Genomic DNA, 14647 nt, shown 5'->3' on the forward strand with positions numbered 1-14647 from the left:
AGGGAAGAGCGATCAATGGCACGCGTCGAACTCCTCGTTGCGCTCGTCGCCCTGGTGTTCACGATCGGCATCTTCGCACAGGTGCTGGCCGATCGCTACCGCATCCCGAGCATCATCTTCCTCATCGTCGCCGGGATCGTCCTCGGCCCCGAGGGGCTCGGTATCGTCACGCGCGAGGCGTTCGGCGTCGCGCTGCCGGTGATCGTCGATCTCTCGGTCGCGCTCATCGTCTTCGAGGGGGCCTTCCACCTCCGCTATGAGGACCTCAAGGCGACGCGGTCGACGCGACTTCGTCTCATCACCGTCGGCGCGCTGATCTCGCTGGTCGGTACCGCGATCGCCGTCAGGGTCGCACTCGGCACGCCGTGGGATCTCGCCTTCCTGATCGGCTCGTTGCTCGTCGCGACCGGCCCGACCGTCATCGACCCGATCCTCGATGTGGTCGCAGTGCGGGACTCCGTGGCGAACGCACTCTCGTTCGAGGGCGTCGTCAACGACGTGACCGCGGCGATCCTCGCGTACGTCTCATTCGAAGTCGTGCTCGCCGAACAGCCGACGCGAATTGCCTTTCTCGAGGAGTTCGCCGCACGACTCGCCATCGGGATCGTCGTCGGCGCACTCGTCGCGGTCGTTCTGCGGTCGCTGATCCGGGCGGTCGATCGCGCGGCGGGCAACGCCGCCCAGAACGCACGCCTGCTCGCTCTCGCGGGTGCGTTCGTCGCCTACGCCGGGGCGACGCTGCTCGCTGAGGAGGCCGGCATCGCTGCGGCCGCCACCGCCGGTCTCGCGCTCGGCAATCTCGACGTTCCCTACAAGGAGACGATCAGCGAGTTCAAAGGTGACGTCACCACGCTCCTCCTCTCGTTCGTGTTCATCGCGCTGGCCGCGCTGCTGTCGTTCGACGACATCGCCGCGCTCGGCGTCGGCGGGCTGGTGGTCGTCGCCGCGGTGATGTTCGTCATCCGGCCACTCCTGGTGTTCGTCTCGACGCGAGGCCACCAGTTCAGCCGTGACGAGCGCCTGTTCATGAGTTTCGTCGGGCCACGCGGGATCATCCCCGCATCGGTCGCGACGCTGTTCGCCGTCGAACTCACGGACGCCGGGCTGCCGGAGCAGGCGACGACGCTCGTCGGGACGGTGTTTCTCGTGATCCTCGCGACGGTCGTCCTCGAAGGTGGATTGGCACCATATATTGCGTCGGCGCTCGACGTGGTGCCCATGCAGATCGTCATCGTCGGCGGCGGTACGGTCGGACGCGGCCTCGCCGAACGGTTCGACGCACACGGTGAAAACCCGGTCCTGATCGAGAGCGACGCCGACATCGCCCGTCGGGCGCGCGACGACGGCCATACGGTCCACGTCGGCGACGGGACCGTCGCCGAGACGCTCCGCGATGTCGTCGTCGCCGACGCGAAACTCCTCGTCGTCGCGACCGGCGACGACGACGCGAACCTGCTGGCCGCACAGCTTGCCCGCTCGACGTTCGACGTCGACCACATCATCGCACGGGTGAACGAGCCGGAGAACACCGATGCCTTCGAGGATCTCGGGGTGCGTGCGATCTCGCCAACGGAATCGGCGATCTGGGCGATCGACAACCTCGTCGAGCGTCCCGCACTCCTGAAGTGGACCGTCGAGTTGGGACAGTCGGGCGACGTCCGCGAGGTCGACGTCACCGCCGACGCGGCCGTCGGCCGGTCGATCGCCGCGGTCAGAAACGATCTCCCGAGCGAGTGTCTGCTCGCGCTCGTGAACCGCGACGGCACGAACCACTATCCGGGCGACGATTTCGATCTGGAGCGTGGCGATACCGTCACGCTGCTCGGTCGGACCGAGGCCGTCGACGACGCCCGCGCCCTGTTCGCGCGGGCCGGGTAGCGATCGACAGTCGGGAAATCAGAGGAATTCGCGGACGTCGGAGTACCACATCTCGTGGTGATCGAGCGCGCCGACGCGGCGGGCGATGGCAGCGGCGAGGACGTGCCAGCAGCGCTGGCTCTCGTCGTCGGCGTCGAGGTTGTAGGCGGAGTCCTTGCAGGTACAGCCGCCGTCCTCGACGACGTACTCGTCGGAGTGGCCCACCACGACGGTGAAATCGAGATACTGCTTGACACGCCGTTCGGCGACCGCCTCGATGGCTCTGACGCCGCGGTCGCCGTGCGCGTCGATGATGCGCTCGGTGATCGACGGATCGAGCTCGCCGGCGTCGTCGAGCGCGCGCTGCCACTCGGTTTCGGTCACAGCGGGCGTTCGCGCCGGCGGATGAAAACCCGTTCGATGGGCGGGGCGGGATGTTCGGACGACGATCAAGTCGGATGAAAATATTTTTACGACGATTGACTGATTTTCCCGTATGCCGCCCGCCATCGAAACCGACGGCCTGACGAAGCGGTTCGACGAGACGACCGTCGTCTCGGGGGTCGATCTGACGGTTCCCGCCGGCTCCGTCTACGGCTTTCTGGGGCCGAACGGCGCGGGCAAGACGACGACCATGCGGATGCTGACGACGCTCGTCCGGCCGACGAGCGGGACGGCCCGCGTCGCCGGCCACTCGATCGAGAATCGCGAGGCAGTAGTTTCGGAAATCGGCTTCCTCCCCGAAGAGCCGCCGCTGTACGACGAACTCACCGCACGCGAGCAGCTGCGCTACATCACCGATCTCCGTGATATGGACGGCGACGACCGCATCGAGACGCTGCTCGACCGTCTCGATCTCGCCGCCGACGCGAACGAGCGGGTCGGAACGTACTCGAAGGGGATGAAACAGAAGACGGCGCTGATCCAGGCGCTCGTCCACGAGCCGAGCGTAGTCTTCCTCGACGAACCGACCTCGGGGCTCGATCCACGCGCCGCACGCACGGTCTACGACCTCATCGGCGAACTCACCGACCGCGGTGCCACCGTCTTCCTCTCGACTCATATCCTGCCCGTGGTCGAGCGACTCGCCGACACCGTCGGCGTGCTCAGCGACGGATCGCTCGTCGCGGAAGACTCGCCGGAGCGACTCACCCACCGCGCCGAGGAGGAGCGCACACTGGAGGACGCCTTCCTCGACGTGACGAGCGAGCGGCCGGTGGAAGCCCAATGAACTGGCCAACGGTCGGGCGGAGTCTCACCATCGCGCGCGTCGAGTACCGCCGGAGCCTGCGTGCGATGGCGCAGAACACGACGCAGCTGCTCGGCTTCGGGCTCTTTCTCCTGCTGTTCGTCGGGCTGCCGACGGTCGGCGGGAGCTATCTCGCCTACACGGCCGGCGAGCGACTGATCGACACGCTGCCGGTGCTCGATGGGGCGCGCAGCGCGCTCGCGCTGGCGTGGCTCGGGCCGGTGTTCCTGATCGCCCAGCGCGCCGTCGGCAAGACCGCCCGAATCGAACACGAGACGGGCATGCTGACGACCGTGCCGGCTCCCGACGTTCTCGGGGGATTGCTGCTCGCCGAGACCGCACGCGTGCTCTCGATCGTGGCGGTGCCGGTCGTCGTGGTGGCGAGCGCGCTCGCACTCGGCATCGGCGCGCCGACGGCGTTCGTCAGCGTCGTCGTGGCCTTCCTCGCGGTGTTCGCGACGGCGCTGCTCGTCGGCCACATCGTGGGCGTGCTGATCAAGATCGTCGTCGGCCAGTCCGAACTGCTCACGCGCTACAAGTCCGTCATCGCTGTCGTCGCCCTGCTCGCGTACTTCGTCGCGGTCTCCTCGGAGACGGTCGGGCGCGCGCTGGTCCAGCTGTCGGCGCTGCTGCGGGATGCGCCGACGGCGTGGTTCGGCGACCTGCTCGTAGCCGGGATTCCCGGCGTCACGCCGTCGCTACCACGGATGGCCGGTGCGCTCGCGCTGGTCGCGATCGGCGTCCCCCTTCTGCTGGCGATCGACGTGCGCGCGGCCGAGCGGCTCTGGTACGCCGACAGGGCACAGCCGGGCACACGGACCTACGAGGAGACCGACACCGACGCAACGGTGCTCTCGCGGATCGCCGCGGGTCCGACGCGCGCGGTCGTGGAGAAGGTCTGGCGGCGGACGAAGCGTGCGCCGATCCGGCTCATCTACGTCGCCTACCCGCTCTTCTTCCTGTTCGCGCCGCTCCAGCAGGCGTTCACCACGGGATCGGTGCCGACGTCGCTGCCGATCCTGCTGGCGCTGTACGGGGCGTGGGCAGTCGGCGCGGCGGCGCTCAACCCGTTCGGCGACGAGGGAGCACTACTGCCGGTGACGCTCACGACCGGGGTTCGTGGCGGGCAGTTCGTGCGCGGACACGTCATCGCAGTGGCGACGGTCGGCCTGCCGCTCGTCGTCGTGGTGACGGGGGTCGCCGGCGTGCTGAGTCCGCTCGCGCCGGCGCGCTGGCTGCTGCTCATCGCCGTGAGCGCGGTGCTCTGTCTCGTCGGCCCGCTCCTCGCGCTGGCGATCGGCACTCGGTTCCCACGGTTCGGGGCGGTCAGCATCAGCCAGAGCCGGGAGGTGGTGATCCCGAGCAAGACCGCCTTCGCCTGCTATACGGTCGCGGTGGCCGTCGGCGCTCTCGGGGCCGCGGTCGCGCTGATCCCGGGCGGTGCAGCCGTTCTCTCTGCCCTCATCGAGATCATCGCGGGGTTCGCCGGCCTCTCGATCGCTATCGCCCCGCCGGTGCTCCGCGTCATCGGCGCTGCCGCCGCCATCGGGCTCGTGGTCGTCGCCCCACCGCTCGCCTATCGGTACGTTGCCAGACGGTTCGAGCGCTACACGCTCGCGTGAGTCCAGAGTCGAATCGGATTTTCCCAACTACCTGAATCAAATCGGTAGCGGTGGCGCGCGATGAATCCGGCCGGAGGCCGGAGAACGCGCGAGGGATGAGCGAACGACCGAAGGGAGTGAGTGAATCGGCTGGGGAGGTATGTGGGCTGTGCGGGGCGGTGCGGTTTCTCATTGTCGTCAGGATCGGGGCTGTCAGGACAGCCGTTTCAGCCGTCTCGTAGACCGCTGCTGTCGAACCAAGCAAATAATCCTGATCAAGATTCAGTTTCGGTCGATACGCTTGGACCATACTCGACGACCTGATGAAAATGGAAGAGCATCATGCGATCCAGGACAGACCGTTTTTCGCGCTCGAAGACCGATCGGCGCTATGCACGTCACCGAAGGCGGTCTCGACCTCACGGTGCCCGAACAGCCGGAAGCGGGCATCGGCGAGGGCGTCTTTTTCAATCCCGAGCAGGAGCTCAACCGCGACCTCACGGTGGCGGTGCTGCGGGCGGTCGGAGAGGACTGCGACTCGTATCTCGATGCCCACGCCGCGACCGGTGCACGGGGCGTCCGTGCCGCCGGGGAAGGGTACGAGGTAACGCTCTGTGATCGTGATGGGGATGCGACCGAACTCTGTCGGACGAACCTCGATCGGAACGGGCTCGACGGGGAAGTCGTAAACCGGAACGTGAACGCGCTGCTCTCCGAGGAGGGGTTCGACGTCGTCGATCTCGATCCGTTCGGCACGCCGATCCCGTTCGCCGACGCCGCCTTCCGGGGTGCGCGCGATCTGGTCTGCGTCACCGCGACCGACACCGCGCCGCTGTGCGGAGCGCACAAGGAGAGCGGCGTGCGCTCGTACAGCGCCGTCCCGCAGAACACGGAGTATCACGCCGAGATGGGACTCCGGATCCTCCTGGGTGCGCTCGTCCGCACCGCCGCCCGGTACGACGTCGCCGCCATCCCGGTGCTGAGCCACGCGACGAGCCACTACGTCCGGACGTATCTCTCGCTCTCACGGCGGGCCAGCGACGCCAACGAGGCACTCGACGGGATGGGCTACGTTCACCACTGCTTCTCGTGTCTCCACCGCGAGAGCCAGGAGGGGCTCATCGCACACCCGCCCGATTCGTGCCCGGCCTGCGGCGGGCGGGTACGGACCGCCGGCCCGCTCTGGCTCGGCCCCGTTCACGAAAACGAATTCCTCGCGCGCGTTCGCGAGCACGTCACCGACGAGATGGGCACCGCCGGGCGCGCCCGCGACCTCCTCGAGACGCTCGATGGCGAACTCGATTTGCCCACCCATTACGATCAACACCGCCTCTGCCGGCAGTGGACGCGCTCGGCGAGCGCGATGGACGACTTCCTGACCCGGCTCCACGAGGCGGGTTACGAAGCCTCGCGGGCGCACTATCATGGCACGGCGTTCAAGACCGACGCAACGGTCGCCGAGATCGAACGCGCGACCACGACAGCCGACACCGCCTGACCGATCGATACAGCCTGAGCAGCAGATACGGTCCAATCAATCGACACGTTCCGGTCAGTCAAATCGAAGTCGGTGGGGTTCATGTCGGGGCACGCTGAACGGTGGGTGTGCAGACCGGCAGTACCACAAGCTCGCGGACGGACGACCTGCTCTCGATCGGCAGAACGGTCGTCGCGGTCGCCAGACAGGAGCAGATCACGCTCATGGCCGCGAGCCTCGCCTACTACCTCTTCACCGCGCTCGTTCCCCTACTGCTCTTTTCGGTCATCGCGCTCTCACTATTCGGTCACGGCCTGCTCGGGCAGCTCTCGGGCACGGCATCGGGAACCGTCCTGCCGAGCGGCGTCTCGGTGCCGAAGACGCTGCTCGCGAACACCCAGGGTCGGTTCCGCGCGGCGGTGCTCGGCGCGGTCATCCTCGCCTGGAGCGCGCTCAGGACGTTCGGCGCGCTCGACGGCGCGTTCGCGGCCGTCTACGACGAGCGCGAGGAAGTCTCGATCGTCGACAAGGCGGTCGACGCAGTAGTCGTGTTCGTCACCGTGGGGCTCGCGGCCGTCGCACTCGCGCTCGTCGGCGGCGCGCTCGCGCTCACCGTCAAAGATCGGCTCCTCTTGCGAGTGGTCAGCCCGCTGTTCCTGTTCGTCACGCTCGCGGTCGTCTTCGCCCCACTCTACTACCTCCTGCCGGAGGTCGAGGGAGTCACGCTCGGCGAAATCCTTCCCGGAACGCTGCTCTCAGCGTTCGTCTGGACGGTCTCGGCGGTCGTCGTCCGGCTCTACGCGACGACGTCGAGCAGCGTGCAGTTCTACGGCGTCGCCGGCGGACTGTTGCTCCTGTTGACCTGGCTCTACGTCGGCGGGCTGGCGCTGCTGGTCGGTGCGGCGCTCAACGCCACGCTCGCTGATCGCGTCGATCCCGATGCCGAGTGGCTGCCGACGGCTCATCGGTGACCGACGGCAGCGCCGGGCACGGGTCGTACTTACGTATCGATCACCAAAGCGGGTCCGTGTCGAGGACCGACGACGTCGTGGCCGTTCTTGCCGACGTCATCGCGCTCGCGCGCCGCGAGCGAATCGTTCTGACCGCGGCGAGCCTCGCGTACTTCACGTTCATCTCGCTGGTGCCGCTGCTGTTGTTGCTCGTGGTCGCGATCTCGACGCTCGCCGGCGATGCGCTCGCGATACGTGCCATCATGCGGGCGACACGAACGCTCGTGCCCGAGAACGCCGAACTGTTACAGGGGATCGTCTTCGGCGCGGCCGATCGGGGCGCGACGATCCTCAGCGCTGCCGTGTTCCTCTGGGGCGCACTGTTGACCTTCCGGGCGCTCAACACCGCTTTCAGCGGCATCTACGGCATGCAGGGCGAGCGCTCGCTGGTGGGAACCCTCGTCGACATCGTGCTCGTGTTCGTCGTCATCGTCGTCGCGGTGGTGGCGATGGTCGTCGGCGGCGTCGTGCTGTCGCTGTTCGTCGAAACCCGGCTGTGGAACACCCTCGGACCAATCGTCGTCTTCGCCGTGTTCACCGTCGTGTTCGTCCCGCTCTACTACATCCTGCCCGACGTCGACAGCGGCGTGGTGGAGATCCTTCCAGGGACGATCTTTGCGGCAGCTGCGTGGACCGTTCTCCAATCCCTGTTCGGCTACTACGCCTCGATCTCGACGCTACCGCAGCTCTACGGCGCGGCCAGCGCCGTGCTGTTGATCCTCGTCTGGCTCTACGTCGGCGGATTTGCACTGCTCACCGGTGCGGCGCTCAACGCGACGCTCGCCGATCGCGTCGATCCGGACGGGGGTTGGCTGCCTATCGATCGGTGAGCCGGACTGCTTCCCGCCGATTTATGTACCCGTCGGTCGAATGCGCGGTCGTGAGTACCAGCGCGCGCGTGACCTCCTTCGGTCGGACGTTCGTCGGCGAAGTGCGGGACAAGGAGATCACGTTCCTCGCCGCGAGCCTCGCGTACTACGCGTTCGTCTCGCTGATCCCGCTCGTGTTGCTGTTGCTCGTCGCCGTGTCGTTCGCCGGCGGGGACGCGATGGCCGACCGCATCGCACAGGCGGCGGGTGGCGCGCTCTCGCCGAGCGGACAGGGACTCGTGAGCGATGCCATCAGCAATCGGAGCGGGGCCGGCGGTGCGACCATCGTCTCCGTACTCGCCTTGCTCTGGAGCGCGCTCAAGGTGTTTCGCGGGCTCGATACCGCCTTTTCGCGGGCCTACGGGCGTGATTCGCCGGATCTCGCGACACAGCTGAAAAACGGTCTTATCACGCTCGTCGCGGTCGTGCTCGGCATCGCCATCACCGTCGGCGTCGGGGCGATCGTCTCGCTCTCGCCGGTCGACGTGACAATCGCGGGCATCTCGGCGGTCAGCCTCGCCGGCACGCTGGCGACGCTGCTCGGCCTCGCGCTCACGCTGTTACCGCTCTACTACTTCCTGCCGGGCGGCGGCGTGACCGTGCGCGAGGCGCTCCCGGGCGCACTGTTCACCGCCGTCGGCTGGACAGTTCTCCAGATCGGCTTCCGGTTCTACGCCGCCAACGCCGGTAGCTACGAGGCCTACGGAGTGATCGGCGCGGTGCTGTTGCTCGTCACGCTGCTGTATTTCGCCGGGATGATACTGCTGCTCGGCGTGGTGTTGAACGCGGTTCTCGCCGGGCGGATCGGTGGGGCGGACGAACCGAGCGACGAGGGGTTGGCGGCGCGGCTGAAAGCCGGAGGCAGACCATGAACGAGGACACTGAATCCGACCACGACGAAGCGACGGACGAAGAGTCGACGGTGAGCGAGGCGGTGCGCGAGACCGACCACGATCGCGAGAGCGACGACCGGAACGCGACCCTCGACGACGTCGAGGCGTTGCGCGAGGACGTCGTCGCGTTCGCCGACGAGGTCGAAGAACGCATCATCAAGCGCGACACGCTCAAAAGTGATCTGAAGCAGTACGTCCGCAAGCGCCAGCGCCGCGGTCACGCGCGCGGCTGGGGCCCCTATCTCGTGCTTCTCTACGGCACCGCCATGACGATCGGTGCGTTCGCTTATCTCGACGGGGGCTGGGCGATCCTCGCGATGCTCGTCGTCTGGCTCTCGACGCTCGGCCTCTACGTCCTGATGGTGCTCGTCGGGCTCGCCGGCGCGGCGCTCGGCGCGCCGGGACGGCTCACCGATCGGATCCGGGACTTTCGCTCGTAGATGCGCGGCCTCGGGGTCACCGAGGCGCTCGACGCGCTCCCCGACGCGTTCAGACTCGTGTTCGCCGTTCTCACGCAGCTCGCCGACGTCTGGTTCGTTCTCGGATTGCTCACACTCGTCTACTGGTTCGGCGAGCGGCCGCCGCTCTCGCTCCCGCGCGAACGCGGGGCGTTGCTGATCGCGCTCGCGTTCGGCGGGCTCTCGCTCATTGTCGTGGCGAAACAGTTCTTCGCGCTGGCACGACCACCGCTGGCCGGCGAAGCCACGGCGATCGAGCACGTGCCCGGATTCCTCCACGCGATCTACACCAACGCGGCGACTGCGACGGGCTACGGCTTCCCGAGCGGCCACGCGCTCACCGCGACGGTCGTCTGGGGCGGGCTCGCCGCCGTTCTCGACGTCGGGACGCGCACCCGCCGCGCGCTCGTCGCCGGAACGATCGTCGCCGTCGTCTGTCTCGCGCGACTCGTGCTCGGCGTCCACTACCTCGTCGACGTGCTCGCCGGCGTCGCACTCGGGCTGGCGTATCTCGGGGCCATCCTGGCGCTCGCCCGCGGACGGGCACGACGAGCGTTCTGGATCGCCGCGGCCATCGCCGTGGTGGCGCTGCTCGGGACGGTAAGCGCCGACGGCGCGCTGGCGCTCGGAGCGACCGCGGGCGCGCTCGCAGCCTGGGAAGTCCTTGGTGATCGACTGGCGAGCAGCGGTTCGATGGGGCTCGGCACCGGCGTTCTCGGAATACTCGTCCTCGGCGGCGGCTTCGTGGCGGTCTACCTGCTCGACGTCGGCGTAGTGATCATGGCGCTCGCCGGCATGGTCGTCGGTGCGGGCGTCGTCGCGATGCCGGTTCTCGGTGAACGGCTCGGTCGGCGGAGAAAGGGTGACGGCGCGACTCAGAACGTTTCCAGATAGCGCTCCTTCTCCCACTCGCTGACCGACACGCGGTAGTCCATCACCTCGGAGCGCTTGGCTTCGAGGAACTTCTCGGTGACGTGCTCGCCGAGCGCGTCGGTGACGACCGAATCGGCTTCGAGCGCGTCGAGCGACTGTGAAAGCGTCGTCGGCAGCGTCTCGATCCCGTGTTCGGCGCGGCGTTCGGCGTCGAACTCGTAGATGTTCTCGCGCACCGGATCCGGAACCGCGAGACCGCGCTCGATGCCTTCGAGACCGGCGTGGATCATCACCGCGAGCGCGAGATACGGGTTACAGGAGGGGTCCGGCGAGCGGAGTTCGACCCGCGAGGCCGCGGGCGTGCGCGCGGCGGGTTTGCGAATGAGCGAGGAGCGGTTGCGGTCCGACCACGCGATGTAGACCGGTGCCTCGTAGCCCGGCACGAGCCGTTTGTAGCTGTTGACCGTGGGGTTGCAGACCGCCGTGATTGCCGGCGCGTGCTCCAGGATCCCAGCGAGGAACTGTTTGGCCGTCCCGCTCAGATCGAACTCGTCGTCGGGATCGTGGAAGGCGTTCTCGCCGCCCGAGAAGAGCGAGAGGTGCGTGTGCATGCCCGAGCCGTTGACGCGCGCGATCGGTTTGGGCATGAAGGTCGCGTGTAGATCGTGTTCGGCCGCGATGGCACGCACCACGGCCCGGAAGGTGGCGACGTTGTCGGCGGTCGTGAGCGCGTCGTCGTAGGTGAAGTTGATCTCGTGTTGGCCCGCGGCGACCTCGTGGTGGGAAGCCTCGATATCGAAGCCCATCTCCTCCAACCCGTAGATGATGTCGCGGCGCACGTCGCTCGCGAGGTCCTTCGGGGCGAGATCGAAGTAGCCGCCCGCGTCGTTCGTCACGGTGGTGGCGCTGCCGTCCTCGGCCTGTTCGAACAGGAAGAACTCGGGTTCCGGTGCGGCGTTGATGTCATAACCCATCTCGGCGGCGCGGTCGATCGCGCCCTTGAGCACGCCGCGCGGGTCGCCGACGAACGGTTCGCCGGTCGAGGTGTTCATCACGTCGCAGATGAGCCGCGCGCTCGCGGTGCCGTCGTCGTGGTCGCGCCACGGGAGGACGGCGAACGTCGACGGGTCGGGCGTGAGCCGCATGTCCGATTCCTGGATCCTGACGTAGCCCTCGATGCTCGAACCGTCGAAGTAGATTCCCTCGGCGAAGGCCTTCTCGGCCTGCGTGGCGGGGATCGAGACGTTCTTGACGGTGCCGAGGATGTCCGTGAACTGGAGCCTGAGGAAGTCGACGTTCTGTTCGTCGATCTCTTCGAGAACGCGCCTGGCGGCCGCGGAGAGGCCGTCAGAGTTCGGTGTTCCGTTTGTCATCGTTTGTGCCTACTCAGTAGGATACCACCGGAGACAAAAGCCCTACTGTTCGTCGCAAATATTGATTACGCGGGGAAAACTGGATGTTCGTAAAGTTTTACTCCCCGGCCGCGAAACGCGCTGCAATGACCTACGAGAACCTCGACACGGAGCTGGTGAACGCGCTGCTCGACGACGGGCGGGCGAGCCTGCGGAGTCTGGCCGACGAGCTCGACGTCTCGGTCACGACGGTGTCGAACCACCTCTCGAATCTCGAAGACGACGGCGTGATCCGGGGCTACGTGCCGGTCGTCGACTACGCCGGCCTCGGTTACGACGTGACGGCGATCCTCCAGCTCAAAGTCGAAGGGAGTTCGCTGCCCGACATCACCGAGCGCCTCCGCGAGCACGACCAGATGCTCTCGGTCTACGAGGTGACCGGCGATCACGACGTCGTCGCCATCGGCAAGTTCCGGGACACCGACGAGATGAACGATCGCATCAAAACCCTGCTCACCGATCCGGACATCAACGAGTCGAACACGAACATCGTTCTCAACACCGTGAGCGAACACGAACAGTTCGAGCTCGATACTGATTAGACGACCGCAAACGCGACCAGCAGGTTCAGTCCCGTCACGCCGATCCCACCACCGATGAGGACGGCGAACCAGACACGCCAGCCAGGGACGGTTCTGATGAATCGCTCGCCGGCGAGCGCGATCGCACCCGCTGCGATCGCGCCGCCGAGCTGCACGGCGAACGCGAGCGCCGGCATCGACAACAGCGATCTGATGAACGGGTTCGCCTCCAGATGCGCGCCCGCGAACTCCGCGGCCAACAGCGTCGAGAGCCCGTCACAGACGCCCCAGACGACGACCACCGCGATCACCAGCTCGGCGTACGCCGGCCGCTCGCAACGAAAACGGTGGCTCATGGCTGTCCCAATGCATTACAACAGTAAATCGTCGCTGGCTAGTCACTGAAAAATCGACCTCGGCGTCGGTCGCCGAGTGGTTACGGTGCGGTCGCAGTTGCGACACGACCGGAGACCGGTGAACACCGCAGCCCTGGCGGATGAAGGGCGAGGCGCGCGGAGCGCGCCGAGGGCTTCTGCGGTGCAGGTGCGGTCGTGGTGCGGTTGCGGCCACGGTGCAGTTTGCGGTCGCGGTGCGGTTTGCGGTTTTTCCCCAAGTTTTTGCGAACGAGCGGCCGGTAGGCCGCGAGTGATGCAAAAAGTGGGGTTACATCATGCCGCCCATACCGCCCATGCCGCCCATTCCGCCCATGCCGCCCATGCCGCCGGGTGCGCCGCCGGGGCCGCCAGCGGGCGGACCGCCGTCGTCGCCGTCGTCGGTCTGGCCGCCCTTGAGATCGCCGGCCGCGATGACGTCGTCGATGCGGAGGATCATCACGGCGGCCTCGGTGGCCGACTCGATGGCCTGCGTTTTGACGCGGAGCGGTTCGACGACGCCGTCCTCTTCCATGTCGACGACGTCGCCGGTGTAGGCGTCGAGACCCGTCGTGGTGTTACCGCCGTCGTGCTGACTGCGGAGTTCGACGAGCGAGTCGATCGGGTCGAGCCCGGCGTTCTCGGCGAGCGTGCGCGGGATGACGTCGATCGCGTCGGCGAACGACTCGACGGCGAGCTGCTCGCGGCCGCCGACGGAGTCGGCGTAGTCACGCAGGCCGAGCGAGAGCTCGGTCTCGGGTGCGCCGCCGCCGGGTAGGACCTTGCCGTCTTCGAGCGTGACGCGCACGACGCCGAGCGAGTCCTCGATGGCGCGCTCGATCTCGTCGACGACGTGCTCGGTGCCGCCGCGGAGGATGAGCGTCACGGCTTTTGCGTCCTCGACGTCCTCGACGAAGATGCGCTGATCGCCCGCGATGTTGCGCTCGGCGACGCTCCCGGCGTAGCCGAGGTCGGACTCCTCGATGTCGTCGAGGTTCGAGACGACGTGTGCGCCGGTCGAACGGGCGAGACGGTTGATGTCGCTCGATTTCGCGCGGCGGACGGCGAGGATGCCTTCCTGGGCGAGGTAGTGCTGTGCCATGTCGTCGATGCCGTCCTGACAGAAGACCACGTCAGCGCCGACGGCAACGAGCTGGTCGACCATCTCCTCGAGCTGCTCCTCCTCCTGGTCCATGAACTCCTGGAGCTGGTCGGGGTCGGTGACGTTGACCTCGGCGTCGATCTCGGTCTCCTTGACCTCGAGGGCGGAGTCGAGCAGCGCGACGTTCGCGTCCTCCTTGAAGTAGGGCATGTTGTCGTGGACGCGCTCTTTGTCCACGATGACGCCCTCGACGAGTTCGGACTCGTCGACGCTGCCGCCGACGGCCTTCTCGACCTGGATGTTGTCGGTGTCGATACCCTCGTCGTCGCTGATGGCGGTCACGGCGCTGACGACGAGCTCGGCGAGCAGGTCACGGGAGTTCTCGGCACCCTTGCCCGTCATCGCCGTCGCGGCGATCTGTTCGAGGGTGTCAGTGTCCGACTCGTCGACGTCGATGGCGGTCTCTTCGAGGATGTTCTTGGCTTCCTCGGCGGCCTCGCGGTAGCCCTGTGCGAGCGTGGTCGCGTGGATGTCCTGATCGAGGAGATCCTCGGCCTTTTCGAGGAGCTCGCCGGCCTCGACGACGGCCGTCGTGGTGCCGTCGCCGACCTCGTCCTCCTGTGTCTCGGCGACTTCGACGATCATGTTCGCCGCCGGGTGCTCGATGTCCATCTCCTTCAGGATGGTGACCCCGTCGTTCGTGACGACGACGTCGCCCGCGTCGGAGACGAGCATCTTGTCCATCCCTTTCGGGCCGAGCGTCGTCCGAACCGCTTCGGCGACCGCCTGACCCGCCGTGATGTTCATCGACTGTGCGTCCTTGCCGGACGTCCGCTGTGAATCGTCCGAGAGTACGATGAGGGGCTGGTTACCCATCTGCTGAGCCATAGTCACCTACCGATTGATTGGAGTTCTACATAAAAGCATCGGTATTGGCCAGCGTGTTCGCTCACG

At 67.0% G+C, this 14647-nt stretch carries 14 protein-coding genes; 10 read left to right on the forward strand and 4 right to left on the reverse strand.

Annotated features, from left to right (window positions below; all coding sequences use genetic code 11):
- Positions 1 to 15 precede the first annotated feature (15 nt).
- Complete coding sequence (locus NO363_RS10110) at positions 16 to 1878, forward strand: cation:proton antiporter domain-containing protein (protein ID WP_256684836.1); 1863 nt, start codon at positions 16 to 18, stop codon at positions 1876 to 1878.
- Positions 1879 to 1896: 18 nt separating this feature from the next.
- Here the strand turns inward: NO363_RS10110 and NO363_RS10115 are convergent, their stop codons facing one another.
- A complete protein-coding gene (locus tag NO363_RS10115) occupies positions 1897 to 2241 on the reverse strand; it encodes an SWIM zinc finger family protein (protein WP_256684837.1) in 345 nt (114 codons plus the stop codon).
- A gap of 112 nt (positions 2242 to 2353) precedes the next feature.
- Between NO363_RS10115 and NO363_RS10120 the strand changes: the two genes are divergently transcribed.
- The 8 genes from NO363_RS10120 to NO363_RS10155 all read left to right on the forward strand — a co-directional run bounded on the left by NO363_RS10120 (position 2354) and on the right by NO363_RS10155 (position 10308).
- Positions 2354 to 3088, forward strand: coding sequence for an ABC transporter ATP-binding protein (locus NO363_RS10120; RefSeq protein ID WP_256684838.1), 735 nt, complete (start codon positions 2354 to 2356; stop codon positions 3086 to 3088).
- Complete coding sequence (locus tag NO363_RS10125) at positions 3085 to 4728, forward strand: hypothetical protein (RefSeq protein WP_256684840.1); 1644 nt, start codon at positions 3085 to 3087, stop codon at positions 4726 to 4728. The genes NO363_RS10120 and NO363_RS10125 overlap by 4 nt, the downstream gene beginning before the upstream one ends.
- Positions 4729 to 5098: 370 nt before the next feature.
- A complete protein-coding gene (locus NO363_RS10130; protein ID WP_256684841.1) occupies positions 5099 to 6205 on the forward strand; it encodes a tRNA (guanine(26)-N(2))-dimethyltransferase in 1107 nt (368 codons plus the stop codon).
- 107 nt (positions 6206 to 6312) lie between these two features.
- Positions 6313 to 7155 (forward strand): YihY/virulence factor BrkB family protein, encoded by an 843-nt coding sequence (locus tag NO363_RS10135; protein WP_256684842.1) that lies wholly within the window; start codon positions 6313 to 6315, stop codon positions 7153 to 7155.
- A gap of 56 nt (positions 7156 to 7211) precedes the next feature.
- Positions 7212 to 8024, forward strand: coding sequence for a YihY/virulence factor BrkB family protein (locus NO363_RS10140; protein WP_256684843.1), 813 nt, complete (start codon positions 7212 to 7214; stop codon positions 8022 to 8024).
- A gap of 50 nt (positions 8025 to 8074) precedes the next feature.
- Entirely contained in the window at positions 8075 to 8935 is an 861-nt protein-coding gene (locus tag NO363_RS10145; protein ID WP_256684844.1) for a YihY/virulence factor BrkB family protein, read from the forward strand.
- Positions 8932 to 9396, forward strand: coding sequence for a cytosine permease (locus tag NO363_RS10150; protein WP_256684845.1), 465 nt, complete (start codon positions 8932 to 8934; stop codon positions 9394 to 9396). Before NO363_RS10145 ends, NO363_RS10150 begins: the two co-directional genes overlap by 4 nt.
- Positions 9397 to 10308, forward strand: a complete 912-nt coding sequence (locus NO363_RS10155) for a phosphatase PAP2 family protein (protein ID WP_256684846.1) — start codon at positions 9397 to 9399, stop codon at positions 10306 to 10308. It abuts the gene before it with no gap.
- On the opposite strand, the gene glnA is transcribed toward NO363_RS10155, so the two are convergent.
- Positions 10290 to 11660 carry a type I glutamate--ammonia ligase gene (gene glnA, locus NO363_RS10160; RefSeq protein ID WP_256684847.1) on the reverse strand — a complete coding sequence of 457 codons (1371 nt, stop codon included), beginning with the start codon at positions 11658 to 11660 and terminating at the stop codon, positions 10290 to 10292. The genes NO363_RS10155 and glnA overlap by 19 nt on opposite strands.
- 125 nt (positions 11661 to 11785) lie before the next feature.
- On the opposite strand from glnA, the gene lrp reads away from it, so the two are divergent.
- Positions 11786 to 12241, forward strand: coding sequence for an HTH-type transcriptional regulator Lrp (lrp, locus tag NO363_RS10165; RefSeq protein WP_256684849.1), 456 nt, complete (start codon positions 11786 to 11788; stop codon positions 12239 to 12241).
- Here the strand turns inward: lrp and NO363_RS10170 are convergent.
- The gene (locus tag NO363_RS10170; protein ID WP_256684851.1) at positions 12238 to 12576 is read right to left on the reverse strand and encodes a DUF5658 family protein; all 339 of its coding nucleotides are present in this window, start codon (positions 12574 to 12576) and stop codon (positions 12238 to 12240) included. The two genes, lrp and NO363_RS10170, sit on opposite strands and share 4 nt — an antisense overlap.
- Positions 12577 to 12883: 307 nt before the next feature.
- On the reverse strand, positions 12884 to 14569 hold the full coding sequence (thsA, locus tag NO363_RS10175; RefSeq protein WP_256684853.1) for a thermosome subunit alpha: 1686 nt from the start codon (positions 14567 to 14569) through the stop codon (positions 12884 to 12886).
- Between the last annotated feature and the right edge of the window lie 78 nt (positions 14570 to 14647).

Source organism: Halococcus qingdaonensis (genome assembly GCF_024508235.1).
GTDB classification, from domain to species: Archaea; Halobacteriota; Halobacteria; order Halobacteriales; family Halococcaceae; genus Halococcus; species Halococcus qingdaonensis.